The organism is Rhizobium sp. rho-13.1, assembly GCF_007000305.1.
Taxonomy (GTDB): Bacteria; Pseudomonadota; Alphaproteobacteria; order Rhizobiales; family Rhizobiaceae; genus Rhizobium; species Rhizobium rhododendri.
Map to the genome: position 1 here is coordinate 378,481 of NZ_SCFL01000001.1, position 14,327 is coordinate 392,807.

Sequence of the window (14,327 nt, forward strand, 5' to 3'; positions counted from 1 at the left end):
TCCGTTGCAGCGAGCGGCTTAGGTCAGTTCGATCAGTCGCCACTCCGAGCCACGGACACCTCGGGGAGAGCATTCCGACGCTCATCTACCCAATGGCTGGCGGATTGGTTCGGAACAATAGCAAACCGATTTTGTTGTCCTAGCAACGCCGCAAGGGCCTCCGTCCCGGCGCTCGAGGAATTGACAGCCAATGCAGAAACATCATCAGAGCCTGAGAAGCATTGCCCGCATCCACGGCATAGACCTCCGAAGGCCGCTCTCTGACGGCAGCACAACGGCAGTATCCGACGCTACACTGCGGATGATGCTGACGGCGCTCAAGGTCACGTTCGATGATGAAACAGCACCCACATGCCCCGCCAACTGTTTCCTACCTCCAGAAATCGTGGACCGTCCGTGCTGGGGTCTGAGCCTGCAACTCTACGAGCTTCGTTCAGCCCGGAACTGGGGCATCGGTGACTTCCTCGACCTTGAGGCGTGCTGCGATATCGCCGGCCCGCTGGGTGCCGACTTCATTGGCCTTAACCCGCTGCATGCACCATTCACGGCCGATCCCGAGCGCTGCAGCCCCTATGAGCCTTCCAACAGGCAGTTTCTCAACCCTTTCTATATTTCAGTCGATGCGGTCGAAGGCTTCGTGATGACGCCCGCGCTGGATGAGCGCATCCGGCGACTTCGTGCCACGGAGCTTGTGGACTACAGGCAAGTGGCGGAACTGAAGCTCGAGGTGCTGCTAGATCTCTGGACGAGCGGGAAGGGCGGTCGCGGTAGCCCTGATTTTGCCGCCTATGTCTCGGAAGGCGGCGAAGGTCTGCAGCGACACGCCCTCTTTGAAGCCCTCTCTACCGAGATGGCCAGGCGCGGTGTCGGGACCGGTTGGCACGCATGGCCGGAGGCTTATCGCACTCCATTTTCAGAGGAGGTCGGCCGCTTTGCGGAGGAGCACGCCGAAAACATCATGTTCCACAAATGGCTGCAGTGGCTGGCGCATCAGCAACTCGGCCTAGCCGGCACCCGTGCCAGGGAACGTGGCATGCGCATCGGGCTATACCTCGACCTTGCCGTCGGCGAGGCGCTCGACGGCTCTGCGACCTGGAGCGACCCGGATTTCTACGTCTCCGGCGCCAGCATCGGTAACCCGCCCGAACCCTATGCCATCGACGGCCAGGACTGGCGGCTGGCCGCCCTTCTGCCGGACGCGATCGCATCTGGCGAAGCCTCGCCGTTCCAAAAGATGCTGGCGGCTGCCATGCGCTACGCCGGCGCTATCCGCATCGACCACGCGGCCGCTCTTTCGCGCCTCTTTCTCGTACCCACCAGCGGCACTCCGGCAGACGGGGCATATGTTTCCTATCCGCAGGAAGACCTGATCCAGGTCCTTTCCAGCGCATCGCAGCAATACCGCTCTATTGTCATTGGCGAAGATCTCGGCAATATCCCCGGTGGTCTCCGCGAAGACCTCGCCGACGCGCAGATCCTCTCCTACCGCATTCTGTCCTACGAGCGAAACGGGCAGGGGTTCATCGCACCGGAAGCGTACCCGGCCCTCGCGCTTGCCTGCGTCTCCACCCACGATCACCAGACATTTACGGGCTGGTGGCGCGGCGACGACATTGCTCTACGCTCTGAGCATCGGCTGGTGCCCGCCGAGCTTGCCGAAGTCCACGAGATCGCAAGGCAGGAGGAGCGTGATGACCTCCTGCGTGCCTTTGCAGATGCCGAGGTTCGCGAGCCAGCGATAACAACGGGCGAAGACGAAAGTATTGCTCTTGCCGTAGCCTCCTATCGCTATATCGCGCAGACGCCATCCGCGATGGTAGCGGTCAGGCTTGCAGACCTCACCAACGAACCGAACCCGACCAACATTCCAGGTACCAGCACCAGCTATCCGAACTGGAAGCCCAAGCTGTCAGTCCCGCTGGAATCGCTCGGTGAGGCACCGCTGTTTCGTGAAATCGTCAGCGCCATCAGTCAGATCCGACCGCGATAGTGCAAAGGCAGCAGGCTGAGGTAACTTGCTGGCTCAGCCCCCACCACCAAGTGTCACGGACATGAAAGCCCGGAATGTCGCTGCGGCCGTGGCCATAGGTCGCGCGCGCGCCCAGGCCAGTCCGACATCCATACTGGGGACGGGTTCGATCAGTCTGCGAACTTCGATGCGCTGCCCCTCGAGAGACCACGGCCGATAAACCATGTCCGACAGGATAGTGACGCCGACACCGGCTGCGACGAGCGAGCGGACGGCCTCGACGGAGCTGGTCGTCAACACGGCATTCGGCTTTTTACCGGCAGCATCCCAGTAGCGTGTGGCGGTCGTGCTCGCCTCGTCGACGGTCAGCATCACATAGTCCTCCTGCGCGACGTCGGCGAGGCTGATTTCGGTCCGTGAAAGCAGGTGGTGATCGGCCGAGAGCCAAAGTCGGCGTGACGATCGCAGCAGCAGTTCCTGTTCGAGTTCGTCCGAATTCGCCAGGTTGGAGACCAGCATGATCGCGATATCCAGGTCGCCGCTGGCCAGCTGTCGCTCGACTTCGGCGCGGGGCAATTCCCTGATCTCCACCGAGATATGCGGGTAGGTCTTCCGGAAGCGCGCGTAGTATTTCGACATGAAGTAGCCGGTCACCGTGTAAGTCATGCCCATGGTCAGTTTTCCCGACAGTTCCGCACGCTCGCGCAGAGGGCTGTGAACCGCAGCGGCGACCGCTCCGGTGATGATCCGTGCGTGATCGAGGAACCGGGCGCCCTCCATCGTCAGCCGCACACCTCCATGCGTCCTCTCCAGAAGCTTGACCCCAAGCTCCTCTTCCAGCGATTTTATCGCTGCCGTTACCGCCGATTGGGAGATGTTGAGGTTGACGGCCGCGTGGCTCACTTGTCCACTTTCTGCAGACGCAATAAAATAATCCAGTTGTTTCAGCGTGATGCTCATATCTGTTCCACCAATTTCTTATTATCGTTTTTTTCGATATTACATTACGAAAATTACTATTTCACAAGAGGCAAAAGCTCGGACAAGATTTGTGCAACGCCGCAAAGACGGCAGCTTATAAGGGGCACGACAACGATGAGCGTCACGCTGAACTGTGACATGGGAGAGAGCTTTGGCCTTTACAGGCTGGGCGACGACGCCGGGCTTATGCCGCTTATTGATGCGGCGAATGTGGCCTGCGGCTTCCATGCATCCGATCCCGACCATATGCGAACAACAGTCCTCCGCGCCAAGGAGCATGGCGTCAAAGTCGGGGCACACCCGTCGCTTCCTGATCTCCAGGGTTTTGGCCGACGCGAGATGAAGATGAGCCGGCAGGAGATCGCCAACTCGGTCATCTACCAGGTCGGCGCGCTGCTCGGTTTCCTGAAAGCGGAAAACATGCCGCTCAATCACATCAAACCGCATGGCAGCCTTTACAACATGGCCGCCCGCCAGGAAGAAGTTGCTCAAGGCATATGTGATGCGGCAGAGGTGTTCGGTGTGCCGGTGTTCGGCATGACAGGTACCCTGCACGAAAGCATCTACCCGCAGCGCGGCATCCGCTTCATCCCGGAATTCTATGCCGATCTCGACTATACGCCGGCGGGTGCGCTGATCGTCACGCGCGAGCATCCGGCCATGGATCCGGAGCTGATGGCGTCCCGCTGCGTGCGCGCATTGACGGACAAGCAGGGCACGGCTACCGACGGCAGTCTCTTCCCGGTTGGCTGCGAAACGATTTGCGTGCATTCAGATACGCCGAACGCTATCGATATTGCCAAGGCCGTGCGCAGCGCAATCGCGCCCTGGCACTGATTTCGGCGGCCGCCACCTATGGCGGCCTTATTGCCTGCATCCATCTCGCATTGTCGGAACAGGAGACCCATTCCATGCCACAGATCCTTTCACCGCTTCCCGGAACGTTCTACCGCAGTGCGGCACCTGGCCAGCCACCTTTGAAGGCCGACGGCGACGATGTCGCGATCGGCGACGTCATCGGCCTGATCGAGGTGATGAAGTCCTTCCACGAGGTCAAGGCAGAGGTTGCCGGTAGCGGGATTTCCTTCCTTGTCGATAACGAAGACCCTGTCATGGCAGGCGCACCGCTGGCGGACGTCGGCTGATGCTGAAGAAGTTGCTGATAGCCAATCGCGGCGAGATCGCAGTGCGCGTCATCCGCGCTGCCAAGGACCTCGGTATTGCGACGGTAGCAGTTTATTCCACGGCCGACGCGGATGCGTTGCATGTTCAGCTTGCAGACGAAGCCGTCAACATCGGTCCACCGGCAGCCAAGAAGTCCTACCTGAACATCGAGGCCCTGTTGGCGGCAGCCCGCGACACCGGTTGTGACAGCATTCATCCGGGCTACGGCTTCCTTGCCGAAAATGCCGAGTTTTCCGATGCTGTGACGGCGGCAGGCCTCGTCTTCGTTGGCCCCTCCGGCAATGCAATCCGCTTGATGGGCGACAAGGTTTCGGCGCGCCTCGCTGCGTCTGCTGCCGGCGTTCCCGTCGTTCCGGGTTCGGTCGGTCGCGTCGAAAGCATCGAGGCAGCGCGGGACGTTCTGGCAGAGACCGGTTTCCCGGTAATGATCAAGGCCGCTGCCGGCGGTGGCGGACGCGGCATCCGCATCGCCAATTCGTCAGCCGAGTTCGAGCAGGCCTATCCGCAGGCCCAGGCCGAAGCCCTGGCTGCTTTCGGGGACGGAGGCCTTTACATGGAGAAGGTCATAGGCCGTGCCCGCCATATCGAGGTGCAGGTGCTTGCCGATGGCCATAATGCGGTCCATTGCTACGAGCGGGAATGCTCGCTGCAACGTCGTCGCCAGAAAGTCTGGGAGGAGGCGCCTTCGCAAGCCCTCTCAGATGCGCTGCGCGAAGAACTCTGCGCCTCGGCCGTAGCGCTCGCAAAGGCCGTCGCCTATTCCGGCGCGGGGACAGTCGAATACCTCTACGACGATGCTGCCGACCGCTTCTATTTCATCGAAATGAACACCCGTATCCAGGTTGAACATCCCGTGACCGAGGCTGTGACCGGCATCGATCTCGTGGCGGAGATGCTGCGGATTGCCGGCGGCGAGCCATTGCGATTGTCCCAAGCCGATATCAGGGTCAGCGGACACGCAATCGAAGTGCGGCTGAATGCGGAAGATCCCGCCAAGGACTTTGCGCCGTTTCCGGGCAAGGTCGGCGATCTCAGAATACCCGGCGGCCCCGGCGTTCGCTTCGATTCGATGCTCTACGCCGGTTACCAGGTGCCGCCCTTCTACGATTCACTTCTCGCCAAGCTGATCGTCCACGCAGAGACCCGGGAAGGGGCGATTGCGCGGCTGCAAAGGGCATTGGGCGAACTCAAGATCTCGGGCATGAAGACGACCAAGCCGCTGTTTCTGGCACTTGCCGCAGATCCGGCAGTCCAATCAGGAGACGTGCATACGCGCTGGCTGGAAGGCTGGCTTGTCGAAAACGCAGCGGCGCTTGCCAGCTGAAAAGGAGAACCGATGTCGATACGCTTCAACTTCGGCGGTGACGAACACATCTTCGGCGAGGTGTCCGAGGAAATGTCGCTCACTTCGTTCTTCACCGGCCTTTCGATGATCAACGCGGTTCGCGAGGCCGGTATCCGAGGGGTCACGGAGACCTGCCCGGCCAATGCGAGCTTCCAGATCCGCTTCGATCCGGATGTCATTTCGCCGCAAGATCTTCTGAAAGAACTGCAGTCAATGGAAGACGCCGCGTCGAAATCCGACGCCGCGCTTAAAACACGCATCATCGAGCTTCCCGTCTATTTCCAGGATCCCTGGACCCACGAGACGGAAATGCGCTTCCGCGAGCGTCATCAGGACCCCAGCGCGACGGACCTCGAATATTCGGCCCGCATAAACGGATACGCCACGATCGAGGAATTCATCGCCGCCTATTCCGGTCAGCCCTGGTTCGTTTCCATGGTCGGCTTCGTGGCGGGCCTGCCATGGCTCTACCAGATGGTGGAGCGCAAGAAGCAGATCGAGGCGCCGAAATACCTGCGTCCCCGTACGGACACACCGAAACTCACCGTCGGTCACGGCGGCTGCTTTGCGGCGATCTATTCGGTACGCGGCGCCGGCGGCTACCAGATGTACGGCGTCACGCCGGCACCGATCTATGACCCGACCCGCAAGATCCGCTATCTCACCGACGAGATGTGCCTCTTCAAGCCGGGTGACATCGTCAAGTTCAAGTCGATCACGCGTGACGAATACGATGGCACGCTTGAGGAAATCGAGGCGAACCGCTGGCAGCCCACGACGCGCGATTGCACCTTCAAGCTCACCGACTTCAACAAAGACATGCTTGGTACCAATGTCCAACTGATGGAGCTTCTCAATGGCCGTTAAAGTCATCAGTCCCGGCCTTGCGACCTCCGTGCAGGACCTCGGTCGCCCCGGCTATTATCACGTCGGCATCCCCGAAGGCGGCGGCATGGACCGGTTTTCGAGCCGTATGGCAAACCTGCTTGTCGGCAACGACGCAGGAGCAGCGGTCCTCGAAGCGACGTTCATGGGGCCTGAGCTGGAGTTCACTCAACCGGCCGTGGTCGCCATCACCGGCGGCGAGTTGCCGCCCAAGGTCAACGGCGAGGAGCGCCCAACCTGGGAAAGCTTCGAGGTCAAGGCGGGCGGCCGTCTCTCCTTTGGCTACCTCAAATCCGGCGCGCGCGCCTATATTGCGATTTCGGGCGGCATCGACGTGCCCGTCGTGCTCGGGTCCCGCTCCACCTACGTGCTGGGCGCGCTCGGCGGCTTTGAAGGCCGCGTGCTGAAAGCCGGTGACGAGCTTCCCATCGGGCAGGCAACCGGTACCGCCGGCCGCTCGCTACCAGCGGCCCTGCGCGGCCTCGGCGCGATGCCGGCAGAACTGCGCATGCTGCCCGGCATCTACTGGCACAGGATCACCGAGGCTGCAGGAAAGCGGTTCTTCGAGGATACCTGGAAGGTAGCCCCAGAGGCAGATCGCATCGGCTACCGCTTTCGTGGGGGTACACCGCTGGAATTCATGCCCCGTGAACAGCCTTTTGGTGCAGGTTCCGACCCTTCCAATATCGTCGATGCCTGCTACCCCTATGGCTCGGTTCAGGTGCCGAGCGGCACGGAGCCGATCGTCCTCCACCGTGACGCCGTATCGGGCGGTGGCTACATGATGCTCGGCGTGGTGATTTCGGCAGACATGGATCGCATCGCCCAGATGCAGCCCCATACGCCAGCGCGCTTCGTTCCCGTCACCCTCGAGGAAGCTCTTGCTGCGCGCGCCGATCGCCGCGCCGAACTCCGGAAGGCGGAAGACTACCTGACCGCCTGAGGCAGCGGCCCGCGACCGGTCAGGACCGGGCGAGGGAAGGGACGAGGCTAAGGTCGGCGCGAGCCGGCCCTTCGAAGCGCCAGCCGACAAAGGCTGGCACGCGCAACAACAAGACAAAGCCGGTAAACGGCGAGACTTTGGCAGCCGAGTGGTCCGCAGAGATCGCCGGTACCGAAAAAGGGGAACATAGCTAGACTCGGCAGGCTGTAACACGGCCGGACCCGTCGTTCCCTTTCCATCGGTAACACAAGGAACTGGGAACATGGTTGAACTGAGCGCGCAAAACATATCGGTCGCCTTTGCAGGGCTCAAGGCGCTGTCGTCGGTGACGCTCGACATCACGCCCGGACATATCAGCGGACTGATCGGCCCGAACGGTGCCGGCAAGACGACGCTCGTCAACGTCCTCACCGGATTTCAGGCGCCGACGGAGGGCGAAGTGAAGCTCGATGGAGCATCGCTCAATCGCCTCAAGCCGCATCAGGTGCGCCGCAGGGGCATCGCCCGAACGTTCCAGGGCGGGCGCCTGTTTCGCGACCTCGCGGTCGTCGACAATCTGGAAGTGACCGGCGTCGGGCTCGGCATGAGCCGGCGCGCCGCCGTCGCCGAAGCTGAGGCCATGCTCGACTGGATGGGCATCGGATCGCTCGGTTCGCGTATCGCCGGAACGCTTCCCTACACGGACGAGCGCCGGGTCGCTATCGGCCGCGCGCTGATGGGCCGCCCAGCCTACATCCTTCTCGACGAGCCCGCCGCCGGCATGAGCAGCCAGGAGGCGGCCGACTTGTCGTCCCTTGTGCGCAAGATCGCCCGCGAACTCGGCTGCGGCGTGCTGATCATCGAGCACAATGTCGGTCTCGTCCTCGGTCTCTGCGACCACATCGTCGTGCTCGATTCCGGTGCTGTCATAGAGGAGGGGACACCGGCTGCGATCCGCAACAGCGAAAAGGTCCGCCACGCCTACATGGGGACCGCTGCTGACACACCGCTACCGGTCGTGGAGGTGCTGCTATGAGCCTGCTGGTTCTCGCCGATATCGAGGTTCGCTACGGTCGCCTGACGGCCGTGCGCGGCGTGTCGTTTTCCATCAGGGATGGTGATACGGTTTTCATTACCGGGCCAAACGGCGCCGGCAAGTCATCGTTGCTCCGCGCAATTGCCGGCGTCACGCCCGCCTTTGCAGGGACGATCGATTTCGACGGCTACAATATCACCGGCCGCGCGCCGGAGGATATTGCCCGCCTCGGCTTTTCGCTGGTGCCTGAGGGCCGGGATGTCTTCGGTTCGCTGACCATCGAGGAAAATCTGCTGGTCGGCACCGGAATGAAGGCAAAGGATCGCGGCTGGAAGGCCAAGGTCGCCGAGGATCTCGAGGCGGTCTACCAGACATTCCCGATGCTGAAGGAACGCCGCAACGGCCAGGCCGGCCTGCTGTCCGGCGGCCAGCAGCAGATGCTCGTCATCGGCCGGGCGCTGATGACCAATCCGCGCCTTATCGCCATCGACGAGCCGTCGCTCGGGCTGGCGCCCAATATCACCGACCAGGTGTACGAGCGGCTGATTGCCCTGCAGGCGCTGCGCAAGTTGACGCTGCTGATCGTTGAACAGAGTTCCACCCGCGCCAATCTCGTCGGCGGTCGAATGCTGCTGATGCGCGGTGGCGAGATCGTGCTCGACGGCGACGCGCGCGAACTCGGCACCAGCGAGGCCATCCAGGCCGCCTATTTCGGCTACGAGGACAAGTGAGATGTTGCAGATCGTATTTGACTCGCTGTCACTCGGTTCGCTCTACGCGCTCGGCGCCCTCGGCATCGCGCTGATCTTCGGCGTCATGCGCCTGGTGAATTTCGCCCACGGGGACGTCATCGCCTTCTGCGTCTTCGCATTGCTCTGGCCATCCACGGATGCGATGGCCATCGTCTTTGCCGGAAACCTGCCATGGTACCTGCTGGTGCCGCTGGTGCTTGCTACCGGTGCTGCGCTGTCGGTCCTCTGCGAAGTCGTCGTCTTCCGCCGTTTTCGCCGTGCCAACCCGGCCACCATGATGATCGCCTCTTTCGCACTCGGCTTCGTCATCCGCTACTTCCTGCTGATGCTCTTCACGAGCCGCCCGAAGTCGATCTCGCTGCTGCCCATGCTCTCGCAACCGGTGGAGATCTTCGGCGCCCGGCTGCCTCTGCTGCAGCTGATCACCATCGTCGCGACAGTGTTGATCCTGATCGCCCTTTCGCTCTTCCTGCGCCGCACGAGGTTCGGGCTGGAAATGCGCGCAGCCGCCGAAAACTTCTCGATGGCACGGATGCTCGGGGTGAGGGCCAACCGGGTGATCATGGGGGCCTTCGCATTGTCCGGAGCGCTGGCTGGCGCAATCTCGCTGATCTTCGTCTGCCAGACAGGCACCGCCGATATCCAGATGGGTGGGGCGATCATGCTGATGGCATTCATCGCAACCGTGATCGGCGGCCTCGGCAGTCTTCCGGGTGCAGTGCTTGCCGGCTTCCTGCTGGGTGCTGCCTCCGTCATCATGCAGGTGGTGTTGCCGATCGATGCGCGTCCGTTCCGTGATGCCTTCGTCTATGGCGCCGTCATCCTCGTCCTCCTCTTCCGTCCGCAAGGTCTGATCGCCGCGCGCGGCACCAAGGAAAGGGTCTGATCCATGACCACTGCTACCGCTCCCGCCTTGCCGGCCGAACTGGCATCGCCGCGCAAGCCCGCACCCTTCGCGCTCGCCCGGCGCACGATCATGACGCCGATCCTGCTGTCTCTGCTCATGCTGGCGATCGCCGTGCTGACCGTCATGACCGGCTCGCGTCCGTTCAACCAGGCGGTGATCGATGTCTTCGTCCGCATCACCCTGGTCGTCGGGCTCTATATCTTCATCGGCAACTCCGGGGTCCTCAGCTTCGGCCATATCGGATTTACCTGCATGGGTGCCTATGCCGCAGCGTGGCTGACCATCAGCCCGATGATGAAGAAGAGCGCGCTTCCGGGCTTGCCCGGGTGGCTGCTCGAGACGCGTCTTCCATACTGGGAGTCTGCGATCATCGCGGCGATCTTTGCCGGGCTGGCGGCCTTGGTGTTCGGGCGGGTGCTGATGCGCCTGTCGGGCATTGCAGCCTCGATCGCCACCTTCGCGATGCTGGCGATGATCAATACCATCTACTCCAACTGGCAGGACGTCACCGGCGCGACGTCGTCGGTGGTGGGCATTCCCATCGTCCGCCTCATCTGGCCTTACGTGGGTGCTGCCGTCCTCGCCATCTTCATCGCTTGGGCCCATGCCATCTCCCGCTCGGGACTGGCCTTGCGCGCCGCCCGCGACGAGCCGACCGCAGCAGCGGCCTCGGGCGTCGACATCCCGAAGGAACGGTTGGTCGCGTTTACCATCTCAGGCGTGGTCATGGGTCTCGGAGGCGCTCTGATGGCGCATTCGATCGGCGTCGTCACGCCCGACAATTTCTACCTCGGCCTCACCTTCATCACGCTTTCCATGCTCGTCGTCGGCGGCATGAGCAGCCTTTCCGGCGCGGTGATCGGCGTGGTCCTTCTCTCTGCCCTCATCCAGGCTCTGCGCTGGCTGGAGGCGGGTGTCCCCGTGGGCACAGTCACCCTCGCTCTTCCCAAGGGGCTCCAGGAGATCGCCCTCGGTGTCATCATGATCGTAATTCTCGCGCTTCGTCCTGCCGGCTTGATAGGCAATCGCGAGATCACGTTTTTCAGGCGTAAACATAACAAATAGCCGACGAGGACAACAATCGTCAGGCAATAAAGGAGCAGCTAATGGAATACGTAAGAAGACTATTTGCAGCAGTTCTGGCCACGGCATTCGCCGCGGCCGCAGTTCCGGCCATGGCCGACGACAGCAAGATCGTTGTCGGCTTTGCGACGGCCGCATCCGGCTTCATGCAGGCTTACGACAAGCCCGCAACCGATGCCGCGATGATCCGCATCGACGAGATCAACGCTGCCGGCGGCCTGCTCGGCAAGAAGATCGAAGTCGTATCGGCCGACACGAAATCCGACCGTGCAGAAGGCGCCAAGGCCGGCCTGTCGGTCATCGACCAGGGCGCAAGTCTGGTGGTCGTTTCCTGCGACTACGATTTCGGGGCACCGGCAGCGCTGGCCGCCGAAGATGCCGGACTGGTGTCGTTCTTCCTTTGCGCGGAATCGGTCAAAGCCGGTATCCAGGGCGTCGGCAAGCACAGCTTCTCGGCTTCCGTGCTGGCAGCGGTGCAGGGCGCGACGATGGCCGAATGGGCCTTCAAGGAAAAGAAGGCCCAGACCTTCTACCGCCTGCTCGACACCTGGACGGAATACAACAAGGGCATCTGCGACGGCTTCGACTGGATGATGCCGAAGCTCGAAGCCCAGGGCGCCAAGCTCGTGGGCCAGGATACCTTCAAGAACGAAGATGCCTCGATCGCCGCCCAGATCACCCGCATCAAGTCGCTCCCCAAGGAGCCTGACGCCATCATGCTCTGCACGATGATGCCGGGCGCCGTCTCGGCGATCAAGCAGATCCGCGCCGCCGGTATCAACTCGATGATCCTCAACGGCTCCGGCGTCGATGGCAGCTACTGGCTGTCGGCCGTGCCGGACCTTTCGAACTTCTACACGCCGGTTCAGGGGTCCATCTACGGCGACGACCCAAATCCCGATGTGCAGAAATTCAATGCCGTCTATAAGAAGAAGACCGGCACGGATCCTTCCAGCCAGTATGTCTATCCCGGCTATTCGATGATCGACGTCTGGGCCAAGGCCGTCCAGCGCGCAGGCACGACCGATGCCGACGCGGTGGTTGCCGAACTCGAGAAGATGAAGGACGAGCCGACGCTCTTTGGACCGCGCACCTTCACCGCCGAACTGCACCACCAGAACAAGGCGCGCTACCTGATCGTCGAAACCAAGAACGGCAAGCCCGGCGTCGTCGGCAACTGGACGATCTCCGAGCCAGTTCCAATGGAAGCTTTGGTCAAGAAATAACAACCCACCACCGGGTCTGACCCCCCAAAACCAAAAAGCCCGACCGCCTCCAAGCGGCCGGGCTTTTCAAGTTCTGCTACGGAGAAAAGTGTGACGCGGGCTTACCGAAGCTACGCCGAGAGCCGGCCAGGCGGCGGACGTTGATCCCGCGCTAAATCTCACATCTCAGTCGCCGCCCATGGCCACGCTGGCAACAACGGGCAGGGGTCCTTTGCGCAATATCCTGGCGTTCGGCCATGTCGAGCTGCGAGTAGGTGCGTTTCATGTCCCATTCCTTACAAGCGATAAACCATTGTTATCTATTGCAAGTCGCACTTCATCCTTGAACCCACCCCGCTAAATACAAAAGTTGGATAAGATAGATTATGGAACTGATGTGGATAGCCACATACTACCAAACCCCGCACCCATCGCAGATCCACGGCTACTCCGGCGTGTCGATCTCGAACTCGAAGCTCATCTGGTCGTAGGCCGGTTCGACGTTGGCTGGTGTTTCTCTGAGAACGGTGGCGTAGTCGAGCGGTGTGTGCATGTGGGTCAGGATGGCGCGCTGTGGCTTCAGGCGGCTGATCCAGTCGAGCGATTGCTCCAGCGACAGATGGCTTGGATGGAACCGGTACTGGAGCGCGTCGATGATCAGCACGTCGAGGTTTGCGAGAGCCTGGATGGATGCTGGCGGGAAATCGCTGACGTCGCTGCAATATGCGACGTCGCCGATGCGAAAGCCGAGCGACTGGATGTCTCCGTGTTGCTGCAGATGCGACTGGACATGGATCGGGCCGCCGGCGCCGTCGATTACGAACGCCTGCATATCCTCAATGATGACGGGCGCGACGATCGGCGGGTAATTGCTGCCGGCCGGTGTTTCCAGGCAATAGCCAAAACCTTGCCGTATGCGGTCCATGGTGACCCTGTCGGCGTGGATCGGAATGCGCTGGTTGTCGATGTGGAAATAGCCGCGCAGGTCGTCGATGCCATGGATATGGTCGGCGTGTGCGTGGGTGTAAAGCACCGCGTCGATTGCCTCGACCCTGGCGCGGACCATCTGCTCGCGAAAGTCGGGACCGGTGTCGACAACGACGGTGGTGACGCCACCATCGGCTGCAAACTGTTCGATCAGCAATGCCGCCCGGCTGCGCCTGTTCTTGGGATTGGTAGGGTCGCAGGCGCCCCAGTCGCCGGTGATGCGCGGAACGCCCGGAGACGATGAGCAGCCGAGAATGGTGAACCGCCGCCTGTAGGTCACGCCGTCAGATCCTCGGCATCTTCGAAAAAATCCTGAATGCATTCTCGGTCGTCAGCGCCGCTACTTCCGCACTGCTGACGCCGATGGTCTCGGCCAGCACTTCAGCCGTGTTGACGACGTAGGACGGCTCGTTGCGCTTGCCGCGCCAGCGTTTTGGCGCAAGGTATGGCGCATCGGTCTCGACCAGAAGCCGGTCATGCGGGACGGTCCTGGCCACTGCGCGCAGTTCCTCGGATTTGGGGAAAGTCAGGATGCCGGAGAACGAGATATAGCCGCCGAGCGCGACGCCCGTGGCTGCCAGATCGGCACCCGCCGAGAAACAGTGCAGGATGAAGGGGAAGGCGCCCTTCCCTGTTTCCTCGGTCAGGATTTCAGCCATGTCGTCGTCGGCGCTGCGACTGTGGATGACAAGCGGCAGGCCGGTTTCGCGCGCCGCAGCGATATGTCGGAGAAAGCCGGTGCGCTGATCTTCAGGCTTCACGGTGTCGTAGAAATAGTCGAGCCCGGCCTCGCCGATGGCCACCACCTTCGGATGGCGCGACAGCCGAACGAGATCCTCGACCTCGATGTTGAGCTCCTCGTCGGCATTGTTCGGGTGCGTGCCGACGGAGCAAAACACCGACGGATAGGCGTCGGTGATCGCCAGCAGGCTGTCCAGCTTGGCGACCCGCGTCGAGATCGTCACCATCTGGCCGACGCCGGATGCGTGGGCACGCGCCACGATGGCATCGCGCTCATCGGCGAAATCGGCAAAATCGAGGTGGCAGTGGGTATCGACCAGCATTTCGTC

At 61.8% G+C, this 14,327-nt stretch carries 14 protein-coding genes; 11 read left to right on the forward strand and 3 right to left on the reverse strand.

What is annotated here, in order from left to right:
- Window positions 1-190: 190 nt before the first annotated feature.
- Window positions 191-1,990: a 4-alpha-glucanotransferase gene (gene malQ, locus EQW76_RS02055; protein WP_142822715.1), complete on the forward strand. Its 1,800-nt coding sequence runs from the start codon at window positions 191-193 to the stop codon at window positions 1,988-1,990.
- Window positions 1,991-2,023: 33 nt separating this feature from the next.
- Here malQ and EQW76_RS02060 read toward each other — a convergent pair whose 3' ends face one another.
- Window positions 2,024-2,929, reverse strand: a complete 906-nt coding sequence (locus EQW76_RS02060) for a LysR family transcriptional regulator (protein WP_142822716.1) — start codon at window positions 2,927-2,929, stop codon at window positions 2,024-2,026.
- A gap of 135 nt (window positions 2,930-3,064) precedes the next feature.
- On the opposite strand from EQW76_RS02060, the gene EQW76_RS02065 reads away from it, so the two are divergent.
- The 10 genes from EQW76_RS02065 to EQW76_RS02110 all read left to right on the forward strand — a co-directional run bounded on the left by EQW76_RS02065 (window position 3,065) and on the right by EQW76_RS02110 (window position 12,291).
- Window positions 3,065-3,787 carry a LamB/YcsF family protein gene (locus EQW76_RS02065; RefSeq protein ID WP_142822717.1) on the forward strand — a complete coding sequence of 241 codons (723 nt, stop codon included), beginning with the start codon at window positions 3,065-3,067 and terminating at the stop codon, window positions 3,785-3,787.
- Window positions 3,788-3,861: 74 nt separating this feature from the next.
- Window positions 3,862-4,095 (forward strand): acetyl-CoA carboxylase, encoded by a 234-nt coding sequence (locus EQW76_RS02070; RefSeq protein ID WP_142822718.1) that lies wholly within the window; start codon window positions 3,862-3,864, stop codon window positions 4,093-4,095.
- Window positions 4,095-5,459, forward strand: coding sequence for an acetyl-CoA carboxylase biotin carboxylase subunit (locus tag EQW76_RS02075; RefSeq protein WP_142822719.1), 1,365 nt, complete (start codon window positions 4,095-4,097; stop codon window positions 5,457-5,459). The genes EQW76_RS02070 and EQW76_RS02075 overlap by 1 nt, the downstream gene beginning before the upstream one ends.
- Window positions 5,460-5,471: 12 nt before the next feature.
- Window positions 5,472-6,347: a carboxyltransferase domain-containing protein gene (locus EQW76_RS02080; protein ID WP_142822720.1), complete on the forward strand. Its 876-nt coding sequence runs from the start codon at window positions 5,472-5,474 to the stop codon at window positions 6,345-6,347.
- A complete protein-coding gene (locus EQW76_RS02085) occupies window positions 6,337-7,308 on the forward strand; it encodes a biotin-dependent carboxyltransferase family protein (protein ID WP_142822721.1) in 972 nt (323 codons plus the stop codon). Before EQW76_RS02080 ends, EQW76_RS02085 begins: the two co-directional genes overlap by 11 nt.
- Window positions 7,309-7,570: 262 nt before the next feature.
- Window positions 7,571-8,323 carry an ABC transporter ATP-binding protein gene (locus tag EQW76_RS02090; RefSeq protein WP_142822722.1) on the forward strand — a complete coding sequence of 251 codons (753 nt, stop codon included), beginning with the start codon at window positions 7,571-7,573 and terminating at the stop codon, window positions 8,321-8,323.
- Window positions 8,320-9,054 carry an ABC transporter ATP-binding protein gene (locus EQW76_RS02095; RefSeq protein ID WP_142822723.1) on the forward strand — a complete coding sequence of 245 codons (735 nt, stop codon included), beginning with the start codon at window positions 8,320-8,322 and terminating at the stop codon, window positions 9,052-9,054. The genes EQW76_RS02090 and EQW76_RS02095 overlap by 4 nt, the downstream gene beginning before the upstream one ends.
- 1 nt (window position 9,055) lies before the next feature.
- On the forward strand, window positions 9,056-9,961 hold the full coding sequence (locus EQW76_RS02100) for a branched-chain amino acid ABC transporter permease (protein ID WP_142822724.1): 906 nt from the start codon (window positions 9,056-9,058) through the stop codon (window positions 9,959-9,961).
- A 3-nt stretch (window positions 9,962-9,964) separates the two neighbouring features.
- Window positions 9,965-11,047, forward strand: a complete 1,083-nt coding sequence (locus EQW76_RS02105) for a branched-chain amino acid ABC transporter permease (protein ID WP_142822725.1) — start codon at window positions 9,965-9,967, stop codon at window positions 11,045-11,047.
- A 41-nt stretch (window positions 11,048-11,088) separates the two neighbouring features.
- Window positions 11,089-12,291 (forward strand): ABC transporter substrate-binding protein, encoded by a 1,203-nt coding sequence (locus EQW76_RS02110; RefSeq protein WP_142822726.1) that lies wholly within the window; start codon window positions 11,089-11,091, stop codon window positions 12,289-12,291.
- A gap of 424 nt (window positions 12,292-12,715) precedes the next feature.
- Here the strand turns inward: EQW76_RS02110 and EQW76_RS02115 are convergent, their stop codons facing one another.
- A complete protein-coding gene (locus EQW76_RS02115) occupies window positions 12,716-13,537 on the reverse strand; it encodes an MBL fold metallo-hydrolase (RefSeq protein WP_142822727.1) in 822 nt (273 codons plus the stop codon).
- Between the two features lie 4 nt (window positions 13,538-13,541).
- Window positions 13,542-14,321, reverse strand: a complete 780-nt coding sequence (locus tag EQW76_RS02120) for a TatD family hydrolase (protein ID WP_142822728.1) — start codon at window positions 14,319-14,321, stop codon at window positions 13,542-13,544.
- Between the last annotated feature and the right edge of the window lie 6 nt (window positions 14,322-14,327).